This window comes from Pseudomonas fluorescens, from assembly GCF_004683905.1.
Taxonomy (GTDB): domain Bacteria; phylum Pseudomonadota; class Gammaproteobacteria; order Pseudomonadales; family Pseudomonadaceae; genus Aquipseudomonas; species Aquipseudomonas putida_A.
Genome location: NZ_CP038438.1, coordinates 2848492 through 2868306 on the forward strand (window position 1 = coordinate 2848492; position 19815 = coordinate 2868306).

The 19815-nt window shown below is 56.5% G+C and carries 19 protein-coding genes, 1 tRNA gene and 1 pseudogene; 12 read left to right on the forward strand and 9 right to left on the reverse strand.

The features are described 5' to 3' along the window. The first annotated feature begins 10 nt into the window (after nucleotides 1–10). The 5 genes from E4T63_RS12985 to E4T63_RS13005 all read left to right on the forward strand — a co-directional run bounded on the left by E4T63_RS12985 (nucleotide 11) and on the right by E4T63_RS13005 (nucleotide 5261). On the forward strand, nucleotides 11–736 hold the full coding sequence (locus E4T63_RS12985) for a hypothetical protein (RefSeq protein WP_135295673.1): 726 nt from the start codon (nucleotides 11–13) through the stop codon (nucleotides 734–736). Nucleotides 737–800: 64 nt separating this feature from the next. Continuing rightward, nucleotides 801–2210, forward strand: a complete 1410-nt coding sequence (locus E4T63_RS28600; protein ID WP_209318233.1) for a tail fiber domain-containing protein — start codon at nucleotides 801–803, stop codon at nucleotides 2208–2210. Between the two features lie 59 nt (nucleotides 2211–2269). Beyond that, the gene (locus E4T63_RS12995) at nucleotides 2270–2692 is read left to right on the forward strand and encodes a cell wall hydrolase (RefSeq protein WP_135295674.1); all 423 of its coding nucleotides are present in this window, start codon (nucleotides 2270–2272) and stop codon (nucleotides 2690–2692) included. Further along, the gene (locus tag E4T63_RS13000; RefSeq protein WP_135295675.1) at nucleotides 2692–3210 is read left to right on the forward strand and encodes a lysis system i-spanin subunit Rz; all 519 of its coding nucleotides are present in this window, start codon (nucleotides 2692–2694) and stop codon (nucleotides 3208–3210) included. Before E4T63_RS12995 ends, E4T63_RS13000 begins: the two co-directional genes overlap by 1 nt. 95 nt (nucleotides 3211–3305) lie before the next feature. Continuing rightward, nucleotides 3306–5261 carry an acyltransferase family protein gene (locus E4T63_RS13005; RefSeq protein ID WP_167797075.1) on the forward strand — a complete coding sequence of 652 codons (1956 nt, stop codon included), beginning with the start codon at nucleotides 3306–3308 and terminating at the stop codon, nucleotides 5259–5261. Nucleotides 5262–5391: 130 nt separating this feature from the next. Here E4T63_RS13005 and E4T63_RS13010 read toward each other — a convergent pair whose 3' ends face one another. Together E4T63_RS13010 and E4T63_RS13015 are read right to left on the reverse strand one after the other, a co-directional pair. After that, entirely contained in the window at nucleotides 5392–6072 is a 681-nt protein-coding gene (locus E4T63_RS13010; RefSeq protein ID WP_135295677.1) for an SOS response-associated peptidase family protein, read from the reverse strand. Between the two features lie 23 nt (nucleotides 6073–6095). After that, on the reverse strand, nucleotides 6096–6821 hold the full coding sequence (locus tag E4T63_RS13015; RefSeq protein ID WP_135295678.1) for a hypothetical protein: 726 nt from the start codon (nucleotides 6819–6821) through the stop codon (nucleotides 6096–6098). A gap of 162 nt (nucleotides 6822–6983) precedes the next feature. On the opposite strand from E4T63_RS13015, the gene E4T63_RS13020 reads away from it, so the two are divergent. Both E4T63_RS13020 and E4T63_RS13025 read left to right on the forward strand, forming a co-directional pair. Continuing rightward, nucleotides 6984–7223, forward strand: a complete 240-nt coding sequence (locus E4T63_RS13020) for a hypothetical protein (protein WP_135295679.1) — start codon at nucleotides 6984–6986, stop codon at nucleotides 7221–7223. A gap of 207 nt (nucleotides 7224–7430) precedes the next feature. Beyond that, nucleotides 7431–7895 (forward strand): GNAT family N-acetyltransferase, encoded by a 465-nt coding sequence (locus E4T63_RS13025; RefSeq protein ID WP_135295680.1) that lies wholly within the window; start codon nucleotides 7431–7433, stop codon nucleotides 7893–7895. A 75-nt stretch (nucleotides 7896–7970) separates the two neighbouring features. On the opposite strand, the pseudogene E4T63_RS13030 reads toward E4T63_RS13025, so the two are convergent. Continuing rightward, nucleotides 7971–8181: pseudogene (locus E4T63_RS13030) on the reverse strand (hypothetical protein). A gap of 211 nt (nucleotides 8182–8392) precedes the next feature. Beyond that, nucleotides 8393–8480: transfer RNA gene (locus tag E4T63_RS13035), tRNA-Ser, on the reverse strand. A 123-nt stretch (nucleotides 8481–8603) separates the two neighbouring features. Here E4T63_RS13035 and E4T63_RS13040 point away from each other — a divergent pair. After that, nucleotides 8604–9275 (forward strand): Bax inhibitor-1/YccA family protein, encoded by a 672-nt coding sequence (locus tag E4T63_RS13040; protein ID WP_027613775.1) that lies wholly within the window; start codon nucleotides 8604–8606, stop codon nucleotides 9273–9275. A gap of 419 nt (nucleotides 9276–9694) precedes the next feature. Next, nucleotides 9695–11053 (forward strand): hypothetical protein, encoded by a 1359-nt coding sequence (locus E4T63_RS13045; protein WP_135295681.1) that lies wholly within the window; start codon nucleotides 9695–9697, stop codon nucleotides 11051–11053. A 43-nt stretch (nucleotides 11054–11096) separates the two neighbouring features. Here E4T63_RS13045 and E4T63_RS13050 read toward each other — a convergent pair whose 3' ends face one another. Further along, nucleotides 11097–11423: a YceK/YidQ family lipoprotein gene (locus E4T63_RS13050; RefSeq protein ID WP_135295682.1), complete on the reverse strand. Its 327-nt coding sequence runs from the start codon at nucleotides 11421–11423 to the stop codon at nucleotides 11097–11099. Between the two features lie 60 nt (nucleotides 11424–11483). Beyond that, nucleotides 11484–11921, reverse strand: a complete 438-nt coding sequence (locus tag E4T63_RS13055; RefSeq protein ID WP_027613772.1) for an Lrp/AsnC family transcriptional regulator — start codon at nucleotides 11919–11921, stop codon at nucleotides 11484–11486. Between the two features lie 150 nt (nucleotides 11922–12071). On the opposite strand from E4T63_RS13055, the gene E4T63_RS13060 reads away from it, so the two are divergent. Beyond that, on the forward strand, nucleotides 12072–12968 hold the full coding sequence (locus E4T63_RS13060) for a DMT family transporter (protein ID WP_135295683.1): 897 nt from the start codon (nucleotides 12072–12074) through the stop codon (nucleotides 12966–12968). On the opposite strand, the gene E4T63_RS13065 is transcribed toward E4T63_RS13060, so the two are convergent. From E4T63_RS13065 to E4T63_RS13075, 3 genes are all read right to left on the reverse strand, one after another. After that, nucleotides 12955–14844 carry an acyltransferase family protein gene (locus E4T63_RS13065; protein WP_135295684.1) on the reverse strand — a complete coding sequence of 630 codons (1890 nt, stop codon included), beginning with the start codon at nucleotides 14842–14844 and terminating at the stop codon, nucleotides 12955–12957. The two genes, E4T63_RS13060 and E4T63_RS13065, sit on opposite strands and share 14 nt — an antisense overlap. Nucleotides 14845–14923: 79 nt before the next feature. Next, nucleotides 14924–15964, reverse strand: a complete 1041-nt coding sequence (locus E4T63_RS13070; RefSeq protein WP_209318235.1) for an FUSC family protein — start codon at nucleotides 15962–15964, stop codon at nucleotides 14924–14926. A 46-nt stretch (nucleotides 15965–16010) separates the two neighbouring features. Then, a complete protein-coding gene (locus E4T63_RS13075; protein ID WP_098963892.1) occupies nucleotides 16011–17636 on the reverse strand; it encodes an NADP-dependent glyceraldehyde-3-phosphate dehydrogenase in 1626 nt (541 codons plus the stop codon). 372 nt (nucleotides 17637–18008) lie between these two features. Here E4T63_RS13075 and E4T63_RS13080 point away from each other — a divergent pair, with 372 nt between their 5' ends. Next, complete coding sequence (locus tag E4T63_RS13080; RefSeq protein WP_135295686.1) at nucleotides 18009–18362, forward strand: c-type cytochrome; 354 nt, start codon at nucleotides 18009–18011, stop codon at nucleotides 18360–18362. A 76-nt stretch (nucleotides 18363–18438) separates the two neighbouring features. Further along, a complete protein-coding gene (locus tag E4T63_RS13085) occupies nucleotides 18439–19767 on the forward strand; it encodes a D-arabinono-1,4-lactone oxidase (protein ID WP_167797095.1) in 1329 nt (442 codons plus the stop codon). Nucleotides 19768–19815 lie beyond the last annotated feature (48 nt).

The following is a 19815-nucleotide window of genomic DNA, read 5'->3' on the forward strand; positions in this document are numbered from 1 at the left end:
GAGGAGAGGCATGGACTACGGATTCAGGTCGCGCAACGGCCAGAACTTCTTTCAGGTCGATAGCGAAAACAAAGTGCTTAACGTGGCGGCTTCCGGCACCTATACCATCGGAAAGCCAGCGACGGCGCCCGTAACGATCACGCAAGCAGTCATCACTTACCCGTCACCGATAACGACGGCCGAGCCGCCGCAAGTTTTTCTGAACCCAAATAACCAAGGCATGTACCACTCGCTGGTGCAAATGGGTGGGCCAGGCAATTGGACCGGCTTCTATTTCAGGCTTCATCTGATGTCGCCGTTCAATAGCTCCGATTGCAGTGGGCGCTGGTTGGTCGCAACGTTCCGTTCGACTTCGCCGCCCAACGAATACGACCTGCGCCTGCGCAACGCGGCTGGCGAACAAATCTTTGTGGGGGCGGACAATCTTCTGGTGATGACCGGCCTGCCGATCAACGAAGGCTGGTCGCTCGATAATCTCGGCGGTGAGGTCTCTGGGATCTACTGGAGCGGATGCCAGATGCCTTGGACGGGGTCTTACGATGACTATTTTTTAGCATCCACGTTACTTGGCGGAAAAATCTACAACGGCAACACCACACTGCAGACGCCATGCGGTTTTCATGCGGGCGTTCGTTCGACGCTAAACGGCTACGTGGGAGCCATGGTGAGCTCGGAAGGCGGAACGGCCAAAAACGGGCGAACCACATTTGCGGCCAAGCCCATGCGGCCGCTGTGATTTAGCCGCAAACCATTAGCCCGCCGAGCGCGGGTTTTTTATTGACCAAATTTAAGGACATTCCATGCCCTGGCTCAGAGGTGGAACCGTCGCGGTCACCAATGGATCAACGACCGTCATTGGCACGAATGCAGACTTTGCAGCGAACTCCCGGATCGGTGACGCCTTCATCGGCCCCGATGGGAGCAGCTATGAGATCGGCAACGTTGCGAGCGCGGCAGTAATTTCGATCATTCCGGCTTACAAGGGACCAACAGCCAGTGGTGTCGCCTACGCGATCATGCCAGTGCATGGCTATCCCAAGGCTCTGGCCGACTCGTTCAATAGCATCAATCGTCAGTGGGGATCAAAGCTTGAGGCGCTCGGGACAACCGGTAACTACGACACCCTGCCTCCCGGCAAAGGAGGTACAGGTATAACCGACCTGTCGGTTTTCATTCAAGGCATGCTCAATGATGCAGATGATGCTGCGGCTCGGGCTACGCTCGGCGCGGCAAAGTCTGGGGCAAACAACGACATCACCGCGCTAACTGCACTAACCGCTGCCATCCCTGTTTCGATGGGCGGTACGGGTGGGAAAACGCAGCCGGATGCTCGCGCGGGGCTTGGGCTCGGTAGTTCGTCGGTCAAAAACACGGGCACGTCTGGTGATAGCGTGCCGTTGTTGAATGCTGCGAACACTTGGTCTGCGCCTCAAGTCATGAGCAATGGCACGGTAGTTGGTGCAACAGGAGTTGTACCTGGATCCGCTGTTTTTCAAGTCATTTCATCGCAAGGTCGCATAATTCTCACGCAGGGAACCGGTCTGAATTCTATTCAGTCCGTGAACGCAGCCAACAGCGGCTACCTTCCTCTCAACGTGGTGTGCACGAACTTCTACAACGACATTGATAACAGCGCGAACCTGGGTAATGGCTCAAAGCGCTGGGCTACTGTCTTTGCTGCATCAGGGACAATCAACACCTCTGACGCTCGAGAGAAGACCGCGGTTGCGGAAATGTCGCAAGCGGAAATCAACACAGCCATGGCGCTTGCAAAAGAGATCGGCGTTTACAGGTGGTTGGACGCAGTCGCCAATAAAGGCGATGAGGCGAGACTTCATATAGGCCTTACGGTGCAGCGTGTCATAGAGGTCATGGAGTCATTCGGTCTTGAGCCTCTGAAATACGCCTTTGTGTGCCATGACGAATGGCCCGCGATTGAGGAGCAAGGCTACGAGTCCATAAAAGGGAATATCTACTCACTCGGCGAGCGCATATACACGGATGTCGAGATTTCGATGTTTGACCAGTACAGAGAATACCCAGCAACCTTTACCTGGGAGGAAACCTCACGCGAATACGTTGTGACGCAAAAATCCGTTCCGGCCGGTGACCGTTATGGATTCCGATACGATCAACTCGCCCTGTTTATCGCTCGAGGACAGGAAGAGCGAATCGCAAGGCTGGAAGCCCTGATCAGTCCGATTGAATGAGCCAAAGAAACGACTGAAACCCGCCAGTGAGCGGGTATTTTTTTGCCCGGAGAAAAGTAATGACTGCAATCGATAAAGACCGTGACATCCTTGCCCGCACCTTGTGGGGCGAGGCTCGCGGCGAGGGTACGGCCGGCCAGATCGCCGTAGCCTGGACGATCCGCAACCGCGTGTTCGACGGAAAGACCAATTCGTGGTGGGGGGAGGGCTATGCCGGCGTCTGCCAGAAACCGTACCAGTTCAGCTGCTGGAACAAGACCGACCCAAACTATCAGTTCCTGATTGGCGTGAAGGAAATCCCGTTCCGCGAGCTGGCGCAATGTCGAATCGCTGCGGACCAGGTGATCGACGGGAAGGTGTCTGATCCTACCGGCGGGGCCACGCATTACTACGCCACCAGCATCAAGGCGCCGGCCTGGGCGTCGAAGGCCCAGCAGACTCTCAAGTTGGGCGGTCACGTCTTCTTCAAGGATGTGCCGTGATGCTCGTTCCGTGGAAAACGGTGGTCGCGCTGGGGCTGGTGCTGATCGGCGCCGGCAGCGCCTGGCAGTTTCAGGACTGGCGCTATGGCAAGCAGTTGGCCGAGCAAGCCCAGCAGCACGCCGAAACCCTCAATCAACTGACCCAGGCCGCCGCCGCCACGCAGCGGGCCGAGCAGGACAAGCGTCTCGCGCTCGAGCAGCGGCTGGCGGCCAGCGAGCAAACCCACTTCGAGAAAATGACCGATGCTCAAAAGAACCAAGATCGCCTGCGCGATCGCCTTGCCACTTCTGATCTCCGGCTGTCAGTCCTCCTCGACTCAACTCACGCTACCAAAGGCCGTGGTGTGCCAGCCACCGCCGGCGCCGGCGGCGTGGATCATGCAGCAGTACGCGCCCGACTTGACCCGGCGCATGCTCAACGAATTATCGCCATCACCGACATCGGCGACCGCGGATTGATCGCGCTGCAGGCGTGTCAGGCCTACGTGAAAGCTGCGGTCTCTTTGCGTTCCCAGTGAGCCAGTTCTAATCAGATAAGTATGTTTAAATTTGACGAGACTTGGCAAACGCAAAACAGTACCATGCTGGCGTTAAAATGCCTGGAGCTATGTGCATGACGTCTGTTTCGCATTCAAAGGATAGTAAAGTGTCGACGACTTTACAGTTAAATAACTATAGGCCGGACATAGACGGACTTCGTGCAATAGCGGTCATCTCCGTTATTCTTTACCACTTCAAAATTCAATTATTTTCTGGTGGCTTTGTTGGTGTTGATATTTTCTTTGTGATAAGTGGTTACTTGATCACCAAGGGGATACTTGATAAAAATAGCAAAGGCACATTTGAATTCTCAGATTTTTATTTTAGAAGAGTTCGGCGCTTGATACCTGCGCTATTGGTCACAATCGTAGCATCCTACATTGCATCATTTGTTCTCTTTTCGCCCGCAGATTTCAAACAAATGTCAGGGTCTACCCTGTACGCCCTTAGCGGAGTGTCAAATGTCTTCTTTTGGATGGAGAGCGGATATTTTGACACGTCTTCCATTGTTAAACCACTGCTACACACTTGGTCTCTCAGTGTAGAAATACAGTTCTACATAATTTGGCCTATCGTGTTTTATCTTATAGCGAAGGCCGGTAAGGTAAAGTTACTCGCAACTTGCTTATGCGTTGTTGCTGGTTGTGCGGCCGCGGTGATTTATTTAGATAAGGATTCGTCTGGGGCTTTTTTCTTGACCCCTTTCAGGATTCATGAGTTTTTATTTGGAGCTATAGTTGTATTGGTAGAGCGTTTCCGAATTAATAAGTTCTTGAATGGCTTGGCGTATTTGTTTGGTCTTGTTGTAATACTGTATTCAATGATGTTTTTCGATATTAGGGCTACTAAGTTTCCGGGATATGCAGCATTGCTCCCGGTACTAGGTGCGTCATTGATGATCTATGCTGGTAATAGCACAGGGTTTTCTGCGCCGCTTAGATCTTGGCTGGCTACGAAAATTGGTGAGATAAGTTACTCGCTGTATCTTGTGCACTGGCCTATTTACGTTTTTGTAAGTTATATCTTTTTTGAAAGAATTACTCCGCTCGGGGTTGTTGGACTGCTCATCGCAACTTTCATTTTTGCTTTTGCTCTTTATGCTTTAATCGAAAAGCCATTTAGGAGTCCGGCCAATTCAAGGTTAAGTGGGGCGGAGTTCAGCTTGGCAACTTTGGGAGTTGCAGCATTAGTTATGGTTGTTTCGTCGAGTAGCTGGGCAATGAACGGCTGGGATTGGCGACTGCCTGCTTCAATTAGGAATATAGCTAAAATTGACCATGATGAGCTCGATAAATATGTTTGGAGGCGTCAAGATGCGTTCAATTTGAGGGGCGGCTTTGATTCGGAATCTGGTAAAGAAAAGGTTCTAGTAATAGGTGACTCGCAAGCGGCTGACCTTGTTAATATGCTTGCAGAGGGCGGTCATGCTGAAAAAATGGACATTGTTGCGAGGTCTTTATTCACCAATTGCAGTACTTTCTATCTTGAACCTGGTGAAGAAAATAATTTCTTTACCAAGGTTAATATTATGACCATACAAAGTCCTGAGCTTATTGAGCCATGTAAACTTCAAATGGCTCGTGTTCTGGACGCAAAGCTTCTCGATCAGGCCGATCGAGTGTATATAGCTTTTCGCTGGAATCCAGAAGCTATTAGCTATAACGAAAAAGCGATCGCTAAAATCGTATCGATGACAAAAGCAAAGGTATACGTATTCGGACGTAAAAACTTACTAAAAAGTAGTATTGAATTAGTCACCGCGCTTGGTCGCACCTCCGGAATTGACCATTTTGCCGCTAAATTTAAGAGCGACGAAACTAAGTCTCTAAATGAGCGATTGGCTGCCGCGAGAAATGTTAACTTTGTAGACCTCATGAAAATAACTTGTCCAAAAAAGACAAGTTGCGCCGTCTTGAGCCCAAATGAGACTGCCATATTTTTCGATCCATCCCACCTCTCAAAGGATGGGGCGGCATATTTTGGTAAGTCCATCGCCGCGCTAATAGACTCCTCTAGTCTAAATAATTAGAGCAATAAAAATCTAAGTCAGCGTGGGTAAATTTCGACGCGGATGAATGCACCAGCGATGCTAAAAAAGGCTGTACATCATTTTTGAAGCTGTACTGGTGCAGCGCTTGAAAACGCTGAACGAGAGCTGATCAATCGACGGATTTTATCAGATCCGGGCCCTGATTCCGTACATTCCCCACGGCCCGGTCAACCTTGAACCACTCGAACACCTCTGTGGGCTCGCCCTGGTGCAGCACCATCTGTTCGGCGCGTTCTTTCGGCGTGGCCGGATCCAACCATTCCCGGGCGAGCTCAGGCGATAACGCTACCGGCCGCCGGTCGTGGATATCGACCATGCCCCCGGCGCTGTCGGCTGTGATGATCACGAAGCCGTCGTGCTCGCTTGGTCTGTGTTCTTGATTCGGGTATTGGCCGATGGCAGCACAGAGAATCGGCGAGCCATCCCGATGCCGGATCAAGTAGGGCTGTTTCTTCGGTCCGCCTTCGTCGACCCACTCGAACCAGTTGTTGATAGCGATGATTGCCCGGTGCGGCCAGATGGCACGGAAGAACGGGCCGTGTGCGACCTTCTCCACTCGAGCATTGATCGGCGCGGCGCGATCCTTCGCCCAGTGTGGGCGCCATCCCCAGCGAACCATGTCGGCGTGCAGGAACTGTCCTTCCTGATGGAAGAGGGCGAGCTGCGCTGTCGGCGCGGCGTTGTAGCGCTCGAGCGGTTGCTCGCCGGTCGAGTTGACTAGAGCGTTGGGCATGCTGAGCGCCGCTACGAAGTCGTGAATGCCGCTGTACTGGGTTAGTCGTCCACACATTGCCCGCTCCTCGCATGGTTCCTTCAGCGTAGACCCGTCGGTGCCGACTTCGTCACAAAACCTTTTCCGGTGCAAGTTGGGCAGTCATCACGCGCATCAAATCGATCGAGGCAGGTGGGGCACATGCAAAAAGCCGCCGACTCGATGTGAGGACGCACCTTTTCAAAGGCGTGTAGGTCGCGCTCTTCCTGGGCGACTTGCGCAACATCAACCAGAGCGCGGTAAGCGTATGGATCATCCATTGGCTTGTAATCAACACCGCGAACGACTCGTTCGGTTTCAACCAGCTGATACAGGCGCCCGTTCAATTCCAGCATCAGGCCTGAGATTGTCCCAATGTTCCGGGAAAGCCCCAAGGTCAGCCGCACACCGTCTGCGCCAGAGTAAACCTTGCCGTCGTAGGTAAAGGAGGCGCCGCGTGGTTCGTCGCTTTCGAAGTTGAAGATCGACCGGCTGATCGTACCCAGCAATTTCCCGTTGTCGATCCGCACGACGTCATAGGTCGACGCTCCGCGGTACTGGCCCGGCGAGTTCTGCAACTCCTCCACGGCGTGCCAGTAGGCAGCGTCTGCCATCTCGTTCATGTCGAACTGCTCAAGCTGATCAATGAGTCCCTCTGTATGCAGGGTGGCCGCCATTTGATGAAGCGTTTCCCGGTGCCCCTCGGGGTTTTGCAGTCGAAAGTCCTGGTCGTCGAGAGTTGCGCGCCATCGCTGGAGCCGGAAAGATTTGGCTTGGTTGAAATTCATGGAGGGGGATTCGCTGTACATGTGCTGTATGCATGTACAGTAATCGAGGCTTGGTAGGTGAGCGAGGGTAAGGCGACGAGTTGCGCGTCAGTCGTCTACTTGAACTAAAAGCTGACCTGTGAGTCAGGTTGATTGTAGATATCCACCCATCGAGGGCAATTCATGTGCAATTACACGATCCAATACCTGTTCAACGGCGAGCCTCGTACACAAGTGATTGAGCTGAACCAATCTGAGCTCGCAGTTCAAGATGCCGCTATGCATCTGCTTGAGCTACATTTTGGAGATGGCGAGAATAGCTTGATCATGCCGACAGCCGATTCGACTGCTGGAGAGATCCTAGAGCAGGCCAGCCTGGTTGGAATCACTAAAATCGAAGTGCGTGTTGCCGGAGAGGTTTAACCATACGGGTAGCGGCCGTCTGATTTGTATCACTTGGGCGGCGGCTTTCGGTCAATAGCAGCCAGATGTCGCGGATCACACTGGGCGGGATTGCTGTTTATTTTCGCAGGCGCTAGCCTCGCCAAATTTAAAATGCACAAATCAAGGGCATGCCGATGTAGAGCAGCACCTGATGAAAATGCGTTAGTAGAGATTGAGAAAGCGATTATGACTTTACGCCCCGCAACTGATTCTGATCGAGCAGCCCTTTTTGACTTGCATCGAACAGTCTTCCAGAGTCACATCGAGAAAATATGGGGCTGGAATGAAAGTTGGCAACTCTCAAATTTTGCAGCGGAGTTCGCGTGCGCAGCCACTTCAGTTATTGAAGCTGATGGCCAGATTGTTGGATACGTTCAGATCCTGGACCAGGAAGATCGGATCTATGTTCAGAACATCGCTATTTCACAGGAGTTTCAAGGCAAGGGCATTGGTACCCGCATTCTAAAGAAACTCCAGCTGAACGCGGCTGCCCGAAATGTACCCGTGCAATTGGGCGTTTTCCGAACAAACACATTGGCACAAAGGCTCTATGAAAGTCTGGGCTTTCGCCGGACTGGCGAAACACCCACTTTATATCGAAATGTCTTAGGCTGCGAACTAAAATTCGAGTTATATCAAAGGCTTGGGTAGCTAACGGCCAGAAGCGGATGGTTGAACAGTCGCTGATTTTGTAGAAGCTGAACGACCGCTTTTGGCCGAAACCGGTCACTCGGGCGCCATCAAAACGGCCAAGGTCATCTTAATGAACTCCTCGTTCTTGTCGATCGTCCAGAGTGCGCCGCGGACGTTCTCTGCGACATCTGCCGATCCGCGCTGCTCGACCCAGTTGGACAGCTCCATGATGGCGGCTTCGAGGGCGAGCTGGTTTTTCGTTGATCTTGAAGAGCAGGGAAGGGAGTAGGTCGGAGTTGGGCATTTTGGTTTCCTTGGCAGCCAAGGCATCAGCGTAGCACCGTGTTACATGAAGAGTGTTTTAACGATTGGCAGGACGCCGGAGAGGGGAGAAATCGGTCGGAGTTATGGAACGCGCCCACAAAAGTTATGGAACACATATCGAAAGGCAGAAATTTTCGTAAACGCCAGAAACGACAAAGCCCTGAATAATCAGGGCTTTGTCGTACATAAGATGGCGGAGGCGATGGGATTCGAACTCATGGACCTGTTACAGTCGACGGTTTTCAAGACCGTTGCCTTAAACCACTCGGCCACACCTCCGTTTGCGTTGCGGGCGCCATAATACCTGAATGAAACACACTGTCAAACTCTGTGCATGGCTTGTTACAGAGCGTCTGTTATGATCTTTGCCACTGAACGTTTCAAACCAACAGGAGTGTCGCCATGCGCGAACAGGATTACGCAGTTCACAACAGCGTGCAGGCTGAGCAGCTAGAGGTTAGCCGCGTCCTGCGCAACACTTACGGTCTACTGGCGCTTACCCTTGCATTCAGCGGTGTGATGGCGTTCGTGGCGCAGCAGATGCGTGTCGGCTACCCGAACATTTTCGTAGTGCTGATCGGTTTCTACGGGCTGTTCTTCCTCACCAACAAACTCCGTGATTCTGCGTGGGGCCTGGTGTCCGCCTTTGCGCTGACCGGTTTCATGGGTTTCCTGCTCGGCCCGATCCTCAACCGTTACCTGGGCATGCAGGGCGGCGCTGAAGTGGTCAGTTCGGCATTCGCGATGACCGCGCTGGTGTTCGGTGGTCTCTCGGCCTACGTGCTGATCACCCGCAAGGACATGAGCTTCCTCGGTGGTTTCATCACCGCCGGTTTCTTCGTGTTGCTGGGTGCAACGCTGGCGAGCATGTTCTTCCAGATCAGCGGCCTGCAACTGGCGATCAGCGCCGGTTTCGTGCTGTTCTCGTCGGTGTGCATTCTGTTCCAGACCAGCGCGATCATCCACGGTGGCGAGCGCAACTACATCATGGCAACCATCAGCCTGTATGTATCGATCTACAACCTGTTCATCAGCTTGTTGCAGATCTTCGGCATCATGAGCCGCGACGACTGATCGCTGTTTGTGAATCAACAAAAAACCCGCTTCGGCGGGTTTTTTGTTGCCCGTGCGAAAGCGTAGTGGCCTTTCGCCGACATTTTTTCAAGAAATCATGGCGCCTTTATGGAATTGGCCTACACCTAAGACAAGGAAGAACGGCAGGCGGTCGACAGGAGTCGGCATGCAGTAACACCTTCTACAGCCCCCGCATCCCATGTTTCTTCTTCTGTTCAAGCCCGGAGCGTCGCCCGGGTTGTCGTATTCGTTCATCCGGAAAACAGGAGGTCCTCCAAACCAGCCTACCCAGATTCAACCGTGAGTTGCTCTCGGCCCGCAAGCCGAGTCCCTGATTATCAAAAAAATAATGGAGGCCCTGGTGGTCGGACTCGATTCATGGGTCGCTGCAGGCGTTGTCCCAATCAAGGAGATCATCGATGAACCAGCCCCAAGGAAAGCGTGCCGTATTGGCTATCACGACAGCACTGTTCAGTGCCTCGACTCTTGCCGGTGTCTACCCCGATTTTGGCTATCAGCCACCCGCCAGCCAATATTCAGGCCCGTTGTTCGAACTTAGCCAGAGTTACCCGACCCAAGCTCCCCAAGGAGCGCTGCCGGATTTTTTCAAAAAACTCCCGACCAAACCCGACAACAACTTTGAAACCTGGCGTGCCTACATGGAGGAGGTGAAGCACTATTGCCTGGAAGGCAATGTCGAGGTTGATTGGAATGTACAGAAGAACAAGCTGCGTCAGTGGTACCACATGCCTTGGCAGCACTATGGCCCGCTGGGGCGTGAAGGTATTCATGGTCTGACCAAGGAAGCGCAGATTCCGGTCAAACAACTGGCACAGACGCAGATCGCCAGTGGCCAGACCTACGCCGTGGGCATTTACAACGACATTGGCGCCTACACCATTGGCGAGGTCTGGAAAGATCCGAACAACCCGGATCCTGGCTTCACTTCGCAACCCAAAAGCTTTGCCAATGGCACCGTAGTCTGCAAGGCATTGTTTGCCGATATTGATCGCACCACCGTACCGTTCCTCGTCAACCCGGTGTTGTGGCAAGGCTATATCACTGAAACTTTCACGTTCGCAAATCGCAAGATCAAAGATGTTGCGCTCATTCAGATGGACATCGCCGTGCGTGATACCCGTATGAGCGACACAGGCTGGATTTTCGGCACCTTCCAGTACAACGGGGCTAAAACCGGCAAACCCGGTTGGGACAATCTCGTTCCGGTCGGGATCATGTGGGGTAACGATCCGAAAGAAACCGGCAATGACTTCACCAATCCGACGCCGACTGAAACCAGAATCAACCCGGCATTGCAGCAGACGGCAATCAACGCCAACACCAAAGAACTGCCGCCCACCCACCTGGGCTGGAACGGTCGCCTCAACGGGCCTGTAGACAACCCCAACAGTTCCTGCCTGAGCTGCCACGCCACGGGTGAGTCGCCACAGGTGGCGATCATGAATCCCACCTTCCAGCCCAAGGACAAAATACCGAGCCCGGGTTCTGCGGAATGGATGAAGTGGTTCCAGAATATTCCGGCGGGTCATCCGTTCACGCCAGGGACCAAGAGCACGGACTACAGTCTGCAACTGTCAGGCGGTCTGGTTAATTATTTCGAATGGAAATGTGACATGAGCGGGATCTACGCCGATGGCAAGAACGCCTGCGCCAAGGTTCAGAACCTCAAGTTGAAAATGCTCAAGACAGGCGACGACAATTCGCAGCCTCAGCAAAAAGTCATGCGTGACCCAAGCTTGCAGCAATTGCTCGAGTAAAGTGCAGCAGCCTCCAGACGTCTCGGCGTCTGGAGGTTTTCAATCAGTTGATCACCATGCTGCCATCGGCCTGTTGCTTGTAAATCGTGTAGGGCAGCAAGAATGTGTCCAGCACACCTGAGACTGCTGCATCGACCACCAGGCCAAGGGAGGCGTTGTTGTAATTGAACGCGTCGACGTCATCCGGCTTTTCGGCGTGCAGCATGCAGAAGTCGTAGGTTGCACCGCTGTAAATGCGCGGAACAGCGCCGCAGTAGCTTTTCTTGGTCTTCAGCTGGTCCACGGAAGCCTTGTCGCTAAGCACGACGGTCTGCACCGTCCCGCACCCGCCGAGCATCAACAGCGTCAGCATCACTGCCTGAATTCTCATTACCGCCCAATCCTTTCGCCGGAAAAACCTCAATCTACGCCGAGCAGGCGCAAAAAGCACTCACGCCATCGGCGGTAAACGGCGCTTGACCGGGGTTTTCTTGACGATCGCGGTGTTGGTTTCGGCCAGCGTATTAAGGCGGTCGAGCAGGGTGTCCAGCTGTTCCATCGAGCGCACGTGCAGGCGTGCGATGAAGCAATCTTCCCCGGTGACCTTGTCGCACTCGGTGAACTCCGGGATCGACATGATTTGCCGCTCCACCTCCTGCAATTGCCCCGGCAGTGGTCGCACCCGGACGATCGCCTGGAGCTGATAGCCGAAGCATTTGGGGTCGATCTCGACGGTATAGCCCTTGAGCACGCCGCGCTCCTCCAGGCGGCGCAGGCGTTCGGCCACGCTGGGTGAGGACAGGCCGCTGATTTGCGCCAATGCCTTGAGCGAGCGACGCGAGTCGTCCATCAAGGCGCTGATGAGGATCTGGTCGATATCGTCGGTCATGGGGCAACTCCGGTATTAGGCATTTAAGGGAAACTACCCACGATAAAAAAGGCAGAAATCGAGTTTAGCCTGCTTTTTGCGCTGGAGGCGCTCATGGTCGGCTTGGCATACTTTTGCCACGCTTTCGTCAAACGCTTAGGGAGATCGATGATGGACAACACAATACGCCGTGGTTCATTGGAAATGACCGCCGCCATGCTGATTTCCGGGACCATCGGCTGGTTCGTGCTGGTGTCCGGGCAACCGGTGCTGGATGTGGTGTTCTGGCGTTGCGTGTTCGGCGCCGGCACCTTGCTGCTGATATGCGCGGCGTTCGGCTTCTTGCGTCCGGGCATTCTGACCCGCACCACGTTCCTGCTCGCGGTGCTCAGTGGGGTGGCGATTGTCGGCAACTGGGTGTTGTTGTTCGGCTCGTATTCCCGCGCCTCGATTGCCATCGGCACAGCGATCTACAACGTGCAGCCGTTCATGCTGGTCGGTTTGGCGGCGCTGTTTCTCGGCGAGAAAATCACCTTGCAAAAGCTGTTCTGGCTGGCGATTTCCTTTCTCGGCATGCTGGCGATCGTCAGTGCCCATGGCGGGCAGGGCGAGGGCGGTAGCGAATATCTGCTGGGGATTGCGCTGGCGTTGGGGGCGGCGTTGCTCTACGCGATGGCGGCGCTGATCATCAAGCGCCTGACCGGCACGCCGCCGCATCTGATCGCGCTGATCCAGGTCTGCACCGGAGTGCTGTTGCTCGCGCCGTTCGCGCACTTCAACGGCCTGCCGCAAACCAACGGAGCCTGGGCCAGTCTGGTGACGCTGGGCATCGTCCACACCGGCCTGATGTACGTGCTGCTGTACGGCGCGATCCAGAAACTGCCGACTGCCCTGACCGGTGCGCTGTCCTTCATCTACCCGATTGCGGCGATTTTCGTCGACTGGTTCGCCTTCGGCCATCGCCTGCAGATCCTGCAATGGATCGGGGTGGCAGCAATTCTGCTGGCCGCCGCCGGGATGCAACAGGGCTGGGGCCTGAAAGCCCGGCGCCAGCTCAAATCGGTTTGATCAGATCCTTGAACAGGCCTTTGAGCTGCTGATTGCCGGCATCCACCAGATGGTTGTCGTCAAAGTACAGCGGCACGCCGTCCATGGAACCCATGCAGTTGCCGTCGGGGCACAGGTACGGCGTCGGGTCGATAACCGTCGCGTTGCAGCGGCTGGCAGCGGCTTCGATGGTTGCGATGGCGATGCGGTTGCGCTTCTCATAGGCTTGCAACGGCAGGGAAATGTCGGTGGTTTGCCGGAACAATCGCTGATTCAGGTTCAAGCCCTTGTAGACGCTGAAAGGCATCTCCGGGATCGGTTTGACGATATACACCGGATGGTTTTCAGCGATCGAGCAGACTGTGCTGACGTATTCTTCGGTATACGCTTCGGCAAACGTGGCCTGGCGCTCGGGAAAGGAAATCCGGTAGCTGTTTTCCCGGCCCGAATCCGCATACAGCGCTGCACGGCTGAACAGCACCACCGGCACGCCGGCGTACGCGGTTTTCAGTTGTTGCAGCTTTTCCTGATTGAAGCCCCGGCACTGGCTTTCGACGGTCTTGTCGTGCATGGCGAAGTGCGCCAGGGTCGGGCAACCGCCCCGTGACCATGACAGTGCCGCTTGCGGGTTGTCCATCTGCACCGCCGCTGCGGTGGATTGCGCATGACTGTCGCCGTACAGAATTACCGACACATCACCCGTGCCCAGTTTGCAATCCGCCGCCGCATAGGCATTCGGGTAGCACTCCTGCGGATACAGCTTGCTGGCGTATTCGGGCTGGCCGAGTTCGACCAGTGCCGGACGCCAGTCGGGGTGTTGCTTGACCAGCGACGACGTCGTTGCCGACACGGCTACCACCGCTACCGTCAGTGACGCGAACTTGATCACTGTTCGAGTAGCGCTCGTACCTTTTTTCACCTTCGATTCCACCAGATAGAAGGACAGGGTGCCGAGGGCGAACGAGGCGATGATTGCGCCGATCACGTGCGGCCAGCTGCTCAACAGCCCGCACAGGTAAAGCAGTACCACCAGCGGCCAATGCCACAGGTACACCGAGTAGGAAATGCTCCCGACAAATTGCAGCGCAGGATTGCCGCTGAACATCGACCGGGTGTTGGCGTGAATCACCAGCATCGTCCCCAGCACCGGCAACAGTGCCAGGTAGCCCGGCCACAGATCCGCCTCCGAAAAAACCAGCACGCTGACGGCGACTGCCAGCAGGCCGAATCCTTCGCAAATCGCGCCGCCGCGCTGGCTCAATCGCAGGGGAAACAGAAAAACCAGCCCGCCAGCGATCATTTCCCAGGCGCGGGTGGGCAGCATGTAGAAAGCGAACGTCGGGTTGACGCGGGTCACGACGATGGACGCCAGCAGCGAAATCAGCGCCAAGGCCAGCAAGGCAAAGCGAGTTTTATCTGTGCCGAATAACCGGTGCAGCCCCATGATCAGCACGGGGTAAAGCAGGTAGAACTGCCATTCGACCGACAGCGACCAGGTATGCAGCAACCAGTTTTCATGCAGCGGCGCCGCGAAGTAATTGCCGCTTTGGGCAAAGCTGAAGTTCGAGCTGAACAGCAGACTGCTCTTGATCGTACGGATGGTTTCGCGCAAGTCATCCAGCGGCAGATAAAAGTAGCCGAAGATCAGCAGCGCAACGCACAGGACCAGCAGGGCGGGAATGATGCGGCGGGCGCGGGAGGCATAGAAACCGAGGAGGGAAAAGTTTTGCTGCTGCACACCCTTGAAGATGATGCCGGTCATCAGGAAGCCGGAAATGACGAAGAACACGTCTACGCCGACGAATCCGCCCTCAAACCCTGGCACCTTGAAATGAAACAGCACGACCGCGAGCACGGCCAGTGCCCGCAGGGCGTTGATACTCTTCCTGAATTGCATTTATGCGTCCATGTCACATCCGTTGTGCGGCGCATTGTAGTGATGATGTCGGATTTGTTACATGGATTTTTCCGCTGATTCAGATGTTCCAGCGCGGCGCCGTCATCGCCAGGCGTTGGCGCAGTTCACCAATGTTCGCGGCCAGTTGTCGGGTCAGCAACCGGTAGCCGTCCAGCGTGTTGTAGACCCGTGTGTCGAGGCTGGCGTCAGGCAATTCCAGCGGGCGCTGCAGGCGTTGCGTGGTGCCAGACTTCAAGGCCCGGGCCATGCCGATCAACTGTATGCGGATCACCCGGTGCTCGGCCCGCAGTGCCGATTGCAGGTGCGCCATGGCTTCGGGGTCGTTGGCATCCGGGCGGGTGTTGCCGAGGATCTCCAGGGTACTGACGCACATCCGCAGGTTGCGTTGAATCGCGTCCAGCTCGGTCATGGAGATTTTCACTTCCTTGGACACCGAAGGCATCAGCGAGCGCAGTTGCACCATAACCGTAGTCACCCGGCCCATCAGCTTCAGATGTTCATCGGCGCTGACCGGTTGGCCGCTGATGATCCGCCCGTACAACGTGGCGCAGTCGCGCAAGGCATCGGCCAGGTTGTAGCGCCACGAATACACCGCGTACAGCGGCAGGGCGAAGGAAAACGCGAGGGCCAGGGCGATGCCGATCAGGATGTCGACGCCGCGCCACAAGCCGTCGGTGATCGGGTTGTCGCCATGTCCGGCGACGATGAAGACGGTAATTGCCGAAAGCAGGGCGGTGTAACCGCCCTTGCCGATGGCGTGATATGAGAAGAATCCGCAGACCACGGCCATCGCAAAGTAGGTCAGCCACGGCATGCCCAACCACGCCTGCTGCGCCACCAGCAGCAGACCGACGCCGGCACCGATCAAGGTGCCGGTGGCGCGTTCGGCGGCTTTCTTGCCGATGTTGCCGTGGTGTTGCAGGCCGCCGATCACCACCAGCATGGTCACCGACGCCCACTCGCCGTGGGGCAGGTTGATGCCGGTGGTCAGCAGGATGGTCGCCAGCAGCCCCAGCGCTACCCGCACCGCGTGAATCAATCGGGCGTGCTGGTAGCGGCGGTACGGGTCCAGCAACGGACGCAGGATTCGCCGCAGCAGCGGTGGCAGTCGTTGGGTGCTGAAGGTGCTCAGTGCAAAGTCCTCGTCAGAAGATGTAGTCGGTGGTCAGGAAGCTCGAATCGCGGCCGCGAATGATTTCGCTGATCAGATCCTTGTTGCTGTCCTGGAACTTGGTTGCCACCAGTGTGCGGATCGAAAACACCCGCAGGGCATCGTGTACCGACAGCGTGCCTTCGGCGGAGTTCTTGCGCCCGTTGAACGGGTAGGTGTCCGGGCCGCGCTGGCACTGGGCGTTGAGGTTGATCCGCCCGACCTGGTTGGCGAAAGTGTCGACCAGTCGACCGATCGCCACCGGGTTGGTGCCGAACAGGCTCAGTTGCTGGCCGAAGTCCGATTCCAGCACGTAATCGATCACGGTATCGAGGTGACGGTACGGCACGATCGGCACCACCGGGCCGAACTGTTCTTCGTTGTACACGCGCATCTGCGGCGTCACCGGGTACAACACGGCGGGGTAGAAGAACGACTCGCGACTCTCGCCGCCATTCGGGTTGACCACTTGTGCGCCCTTGCTCTGCGCGTCGGCCACCAGACCGTGCAGGTAGTCGACCTTGCCCGACTCCGGCAGCGGCGTCAGCGCCACGCCGCTGTCCCACGGCATGCCCGGCTTGAGCGTGGCGAGTTTGGCGTTGAATTTTTCGATGAAGGCATCGACCACGTCCTCATGCACAAAAAGGATCTTCAGCGCGGTGCAGCGTTGGCCGTTGAACGACAGCGAACCGGTGACCGCTTCGCTGACCGCATTATCCAGATCGACTTCCGGCAGGACGATGCCGGGGTTCTTCGCATCCAGGCCCAGCGCGGCGCGCAAGCGGTGTGGTTTCGGGTGCAGTTTTTTCAGGTCGCTGGCGGCCTTGTTGGTGCCGATGAAGGCGAAGATGTCGATCTTGCCGCTGGCCATCAGTGCGCTGACGGTTTCGCGGCCGCTGCCGTAGATCACGTTGATCACGCCGCTCGGGAAACTGTCGCGGAACGCTTCGAGCAACGGGCGGATCAGCAACACGCCGAGCTTGGCCGGTTTGAACACCACGGTGTTGCCCATGATCAGCGCCGGAATCAGCGTGGTGAAGGTTTCGTTCAGCGGATAGTTGTAAGGCCCCATGCACAGTGCCACGCCGAGCGGCACGCGGCGGATCTGGCCGAGGGTGTCCTGTTCCAGTTCGAAACGGCTGGAGCGACGGTCGAGTTCTTTCAGTGCATTGATGGTGTCGACGATGTAGTCGCAGGTGCGGTCGAACTCTTTTTCCGAGTCCTTGAGGTTCTTGCCGATCTCCCACATCAGCAGCTTGACCACGGCTTCGCGCTGCTGGCGCATCCGGCCGAGGAACGCTTCGACGTGCTGGATGCGTTCGGCCACGCGCATGGTCGGCCACAGGCCCTGACCACGATCGTAGGCGCGCACGGCGGCGTCGAGGGCGGTGAGGGCGGTGTCGGCGTCGAGCAGCGGGGTGCTGCCGAGAATCACTTGTTCATCGCCGTTTTCGCCGTGCAGATACACCGGGCTGCGCACGGTGGCGAGTGGGCCGTCCCAGCGCCGCAGTTGGCCATCGACGAGGTATTCGCGTTGCTCGACCTGACCGTCGAGGCGGTATTTTTCCGGGATGTCGCTGACAGAAGGGAACAGATTGCCAAGGATGTTTGCTGTGGTCATGTCGCTACCCCGTGTTGATGTCCGTATACAGATCAAAAAGTCTTTACAGGTTATACGCCTGAATGCGCCGATATTTAAACCCGCCAATGTCACGCGAATGTCACGCAGAGATGCGGAACAGAGCTCTGACTGGTTTATGAAATCCAATGTGGGAGCGGGCTTGCTCGCGAATGCGTCCTTTCAACTGACATCCTCATTGCTGACACACCGCATTCGCGAGCAAGCCCGCTCCCACAGTTGAATGGGGTGGCCTGAACACTCTCTACTGGCCCCGGTTGGCCCCATCGTTGTCCGGCAATGCCCTCAACCCGCTGCCGTGCCTGCCTTAAGGTGTGATCACAACAAAAAGCGATGCCACCCTCGAGGATCGTTATGCGGGCAATCCCACTCACTTTACTGCTGGCGCTGATGATGACGCTGTGCGGCTGCGACGAAAAATCCGCACCGCCGGCGACCACTCTCAATGCTACTCCCACCGACCCGGCACTGGCGCAGATCTACGCCAACAGCTGCCAGCTCTGTCACGCCAATCCCGCCGCCAACGCACCATTGACCGGTGACCGAAAAGCCTGGGAACCACGCATCCGCCAGGGCGCCGACACGCTGCTCGACCACGCCATCAACGGCTACAACGGCATGCCGCCAATGGGCCAGTGCGTCGAGTGCAGCGAAGAACAATTCCTGCAACTGATCGGCTTCATGGCCGACCAGCCCCTCCCACAATAAGGGCGCGCGCATGAGTATGGATCTGACACGGCGTCAGTTGTTGCAACGGGCAAGCATCGTCGGCGCGTTCAGTGCACTGGCGGCCAACCCCGCGCTGGGGCAATTGATGCGCGCCCCGCGACTGATTCCCTGGCGCAACTGGTCGGGCGGGCAGAGTTGCCTGCCGGCGGCGCGGCTGGCGCCGAAGAATCTTGATGAACTAAGTGCTGCGATTCGTCAGGCTCAGGGCAAAATCCGCCCGGTCGGTTCCGCGCATTCGTTCAGCGCACTGGTGCCCACCGACGGCACTTTGCTGTCGCTGAGCTACTTCACCGGGCTGCTCGACCACGATCCGAACACCCTGCAGGCCGAATTCGGCGCCGGTATGCCAATGTCGCGCATGGGCGTGCCGCTGAAGGACGTCGGCCAGGCCCTGCAGAACATGGCCGATATCGATTACCAGACTCTCGCCGGGGCAATTTCCACCTCGACCCACGGCACCGGGAAAACCTTTCAGTCGTACTCGGCGCATGTCTGCGGCCTGCAACTGGTGACGGCCGACGGCGAGGTGCTGGACTGCGACAGCCAGCGTCACCCTGAAGTATTCAACGCGGCTCGCGTTTCGCTCGGCGCTCTTGGCGTGGCCACCAGAATCCGTCTGCAAAATCGCCCGGCCTACCGCCTGCGCGAACGCCAGTGGATCGCCAAGACCGAAGAGCTGCTGGAAGACCTCGACAAAAACACCCGGGAAAACCAGCACTGGGAAATGCTCGTCGTCACCCATTCCGACTACGCGCTGTCCATCGCCCTCAACGAAACCAGCGACCCGGCCACGCCGCCGATCCCACCCGAAGAGGAGGGCGGCAATGAGTTCGTGACCCTGATCGAGAAGATCGACAAATACGGCAGCGATTTCCCCGAGCTGCGCCGCACGCTGCTCAACAGCCTGCGGCATCTGGCGAGTTTCAATGACCGGGTCGGCGACTCGTTCGACATCTACGCCAATGTGCGCACCGTGCGCTTCAACGAGATGGAATACTCGGTGCCCGCCGAACACGGCCCGGCCTGTCTGCGGGAAATCCTCAAGCTGATTCAGGACAAGGACCTGCGCACCTGGTTTCCCATCGAGTACCGCTACGTCAAGGCCGACGACATTCCGCTGAGCATGTTCGAGGGCCGCGACAGCTGTTCGATCTCGGTGCACCAGCATTACCAGATGGATCACCACAACTTCTTCGCCGCGGTCGAGCCGATCTTCTGGAAGTACAACGGCCGCCCGCACTGGGGCAAGTTACACACGCTCAACGCGAAGAATCTGCAACCGCTGTATCCGCGCTGGCGCGAGTTTGTCGACGTACGTCAGGCGCTGGACCCGAGCGGACGCTTTCTCAATGCGCATCTGTCGTCGATTCTGGGGGTGAGCTGATGGCGGTCAATCGACGCAATTTTCTCCTCGGCACGCTGGGTGTCGGCG

What these genes read in the sequence shown, in the direction of transcription:
- E4T63_RS12985 (WP_135295673.1), top strand. Translation starts at nt 11, where the DNA reads ATGGACTACGGATTCAGGTCGCGCAACGGCCAGAACTTCTTTCAGGTC.
- E4T63_RS28600 (WP_209318233.1), top strand. Translation starts at nt 801, where the DNA reads ATGCCCTGGCTCAGAGGTGGAACCGTCGCGGTCACCAATGGATCAACG.
- E4T63_RS12995 (WP_135295674.1), top strand. Translation starts at nt 2,270, where the DNA reads ATGACTGCAATCGATAAAGACCGTGACATCCTTGCCCGCACCTTGTGG.
- E4T63_RS13000 (WP_135295675.1), top strand. Translation starts at nt 2,692, where the DNA reads ATGCTCGTTCCGTGGAAAACGGTGGTCGCGCTGGGGCTGGTGCTGATC.
- E4T63_RS13005 (WP_167797075.1), top strand. Translation starts at nt 3,306, where the DNA reads ATGACGTCTGTTTCGCATTCAAAGGATAGTAAAGTGTCGACGACTTTA.
- E4T63_RS13010 (WP_135295677.1), bottom strand. Translation starts at nt 6,072, where the DNA reads ATGTGTGGACGACTAACCCAGTACAGCGGCATTCACGACTTCGTAGCG.
- E4T63_RS13015 (WP_135295678.1), bottom strand. Translation starts at nt 6,821, where the DNA reads ATGAATTTCAACCAAGCCAAATCTTTCCGGCTCCAGCGATGGCGCGCA.
- E4T63_RS13020 (WP_135295679.1), top strand. Translation starts at nt 6,984, where the DNA reads ATGTGCAATTACACGATCCAATACCTGTTCAACGGCGAGCCTCGTACA.
- E4T63_RS13025 (WP_135295680.1), top strand. Translation starts at nt 7,431, where the DNA reads ATGACTTTACGCCCCGCAACTGATTCTGATCGAGCAGCCCTTTTTGAC.
- E4T63_RS13040 (WP_027613775.1), top strand. Translation starts at nt 8,604, where the DNA reads ATGCGCGAACAGGATTACGCAGTTCACAACAGCGTGCAGGCTGAGCAG.
- E4T63_RS13045 (WP_135295681.1), top strand. Translation starts at nt 9,695, where the DNA reads ATGAACCAGCCCCAAGGAAAGCGTGCCGTATTGGCTATCACGACAGCA.
- E4T63_RS13050 (WP_135295682.1), bottom strand. Translation starts at nt 11,423, where the DNA reads ATGAGAATTCAGGCAGTGATGCTGACGCTGTTGATGCTCGGCGGGTGC.
- E4T63_RS13055 (WP_027613772.1), bottom strand. Translation starts at nt 11,921, where the DNA reads ATGACCGACGATATCGACCAGATCCTCATCAGCGCCTTGATGGACGAC.
- E4T63_RS13060 (WP_135295683.1), top strand. Translation starts at nt 12,072, where the DNA reads ATGGACAACACAATACGCCGTGGTTCATTGGAAATGACCGCCGCCATG.
- E4T63_RS13065 (WP_135295684.1), bottom strand. Translation starts at nt 14,844, where the DNA reads ATGCAATTCAGGAAGAGTATCAACGCCCTGCGGGCACTGGCCGTGCTC.
- E4T63_RS13075 (WP_098963892.1), bottom strand. Translation starts at nt 17,636, where the DNA reads ATGACCACAGCAAACATCCTTGGCAATCTGTTCCCTTCTGTCAGCGAC.
- E4T63_RS13080 (WP_135295686.1), top strand. Translation starts at nt 18,009, where the DNA reads ATGCGGGCAATCCCACTCACTTTACTGCTGGCGCTGATGATGACGCTG.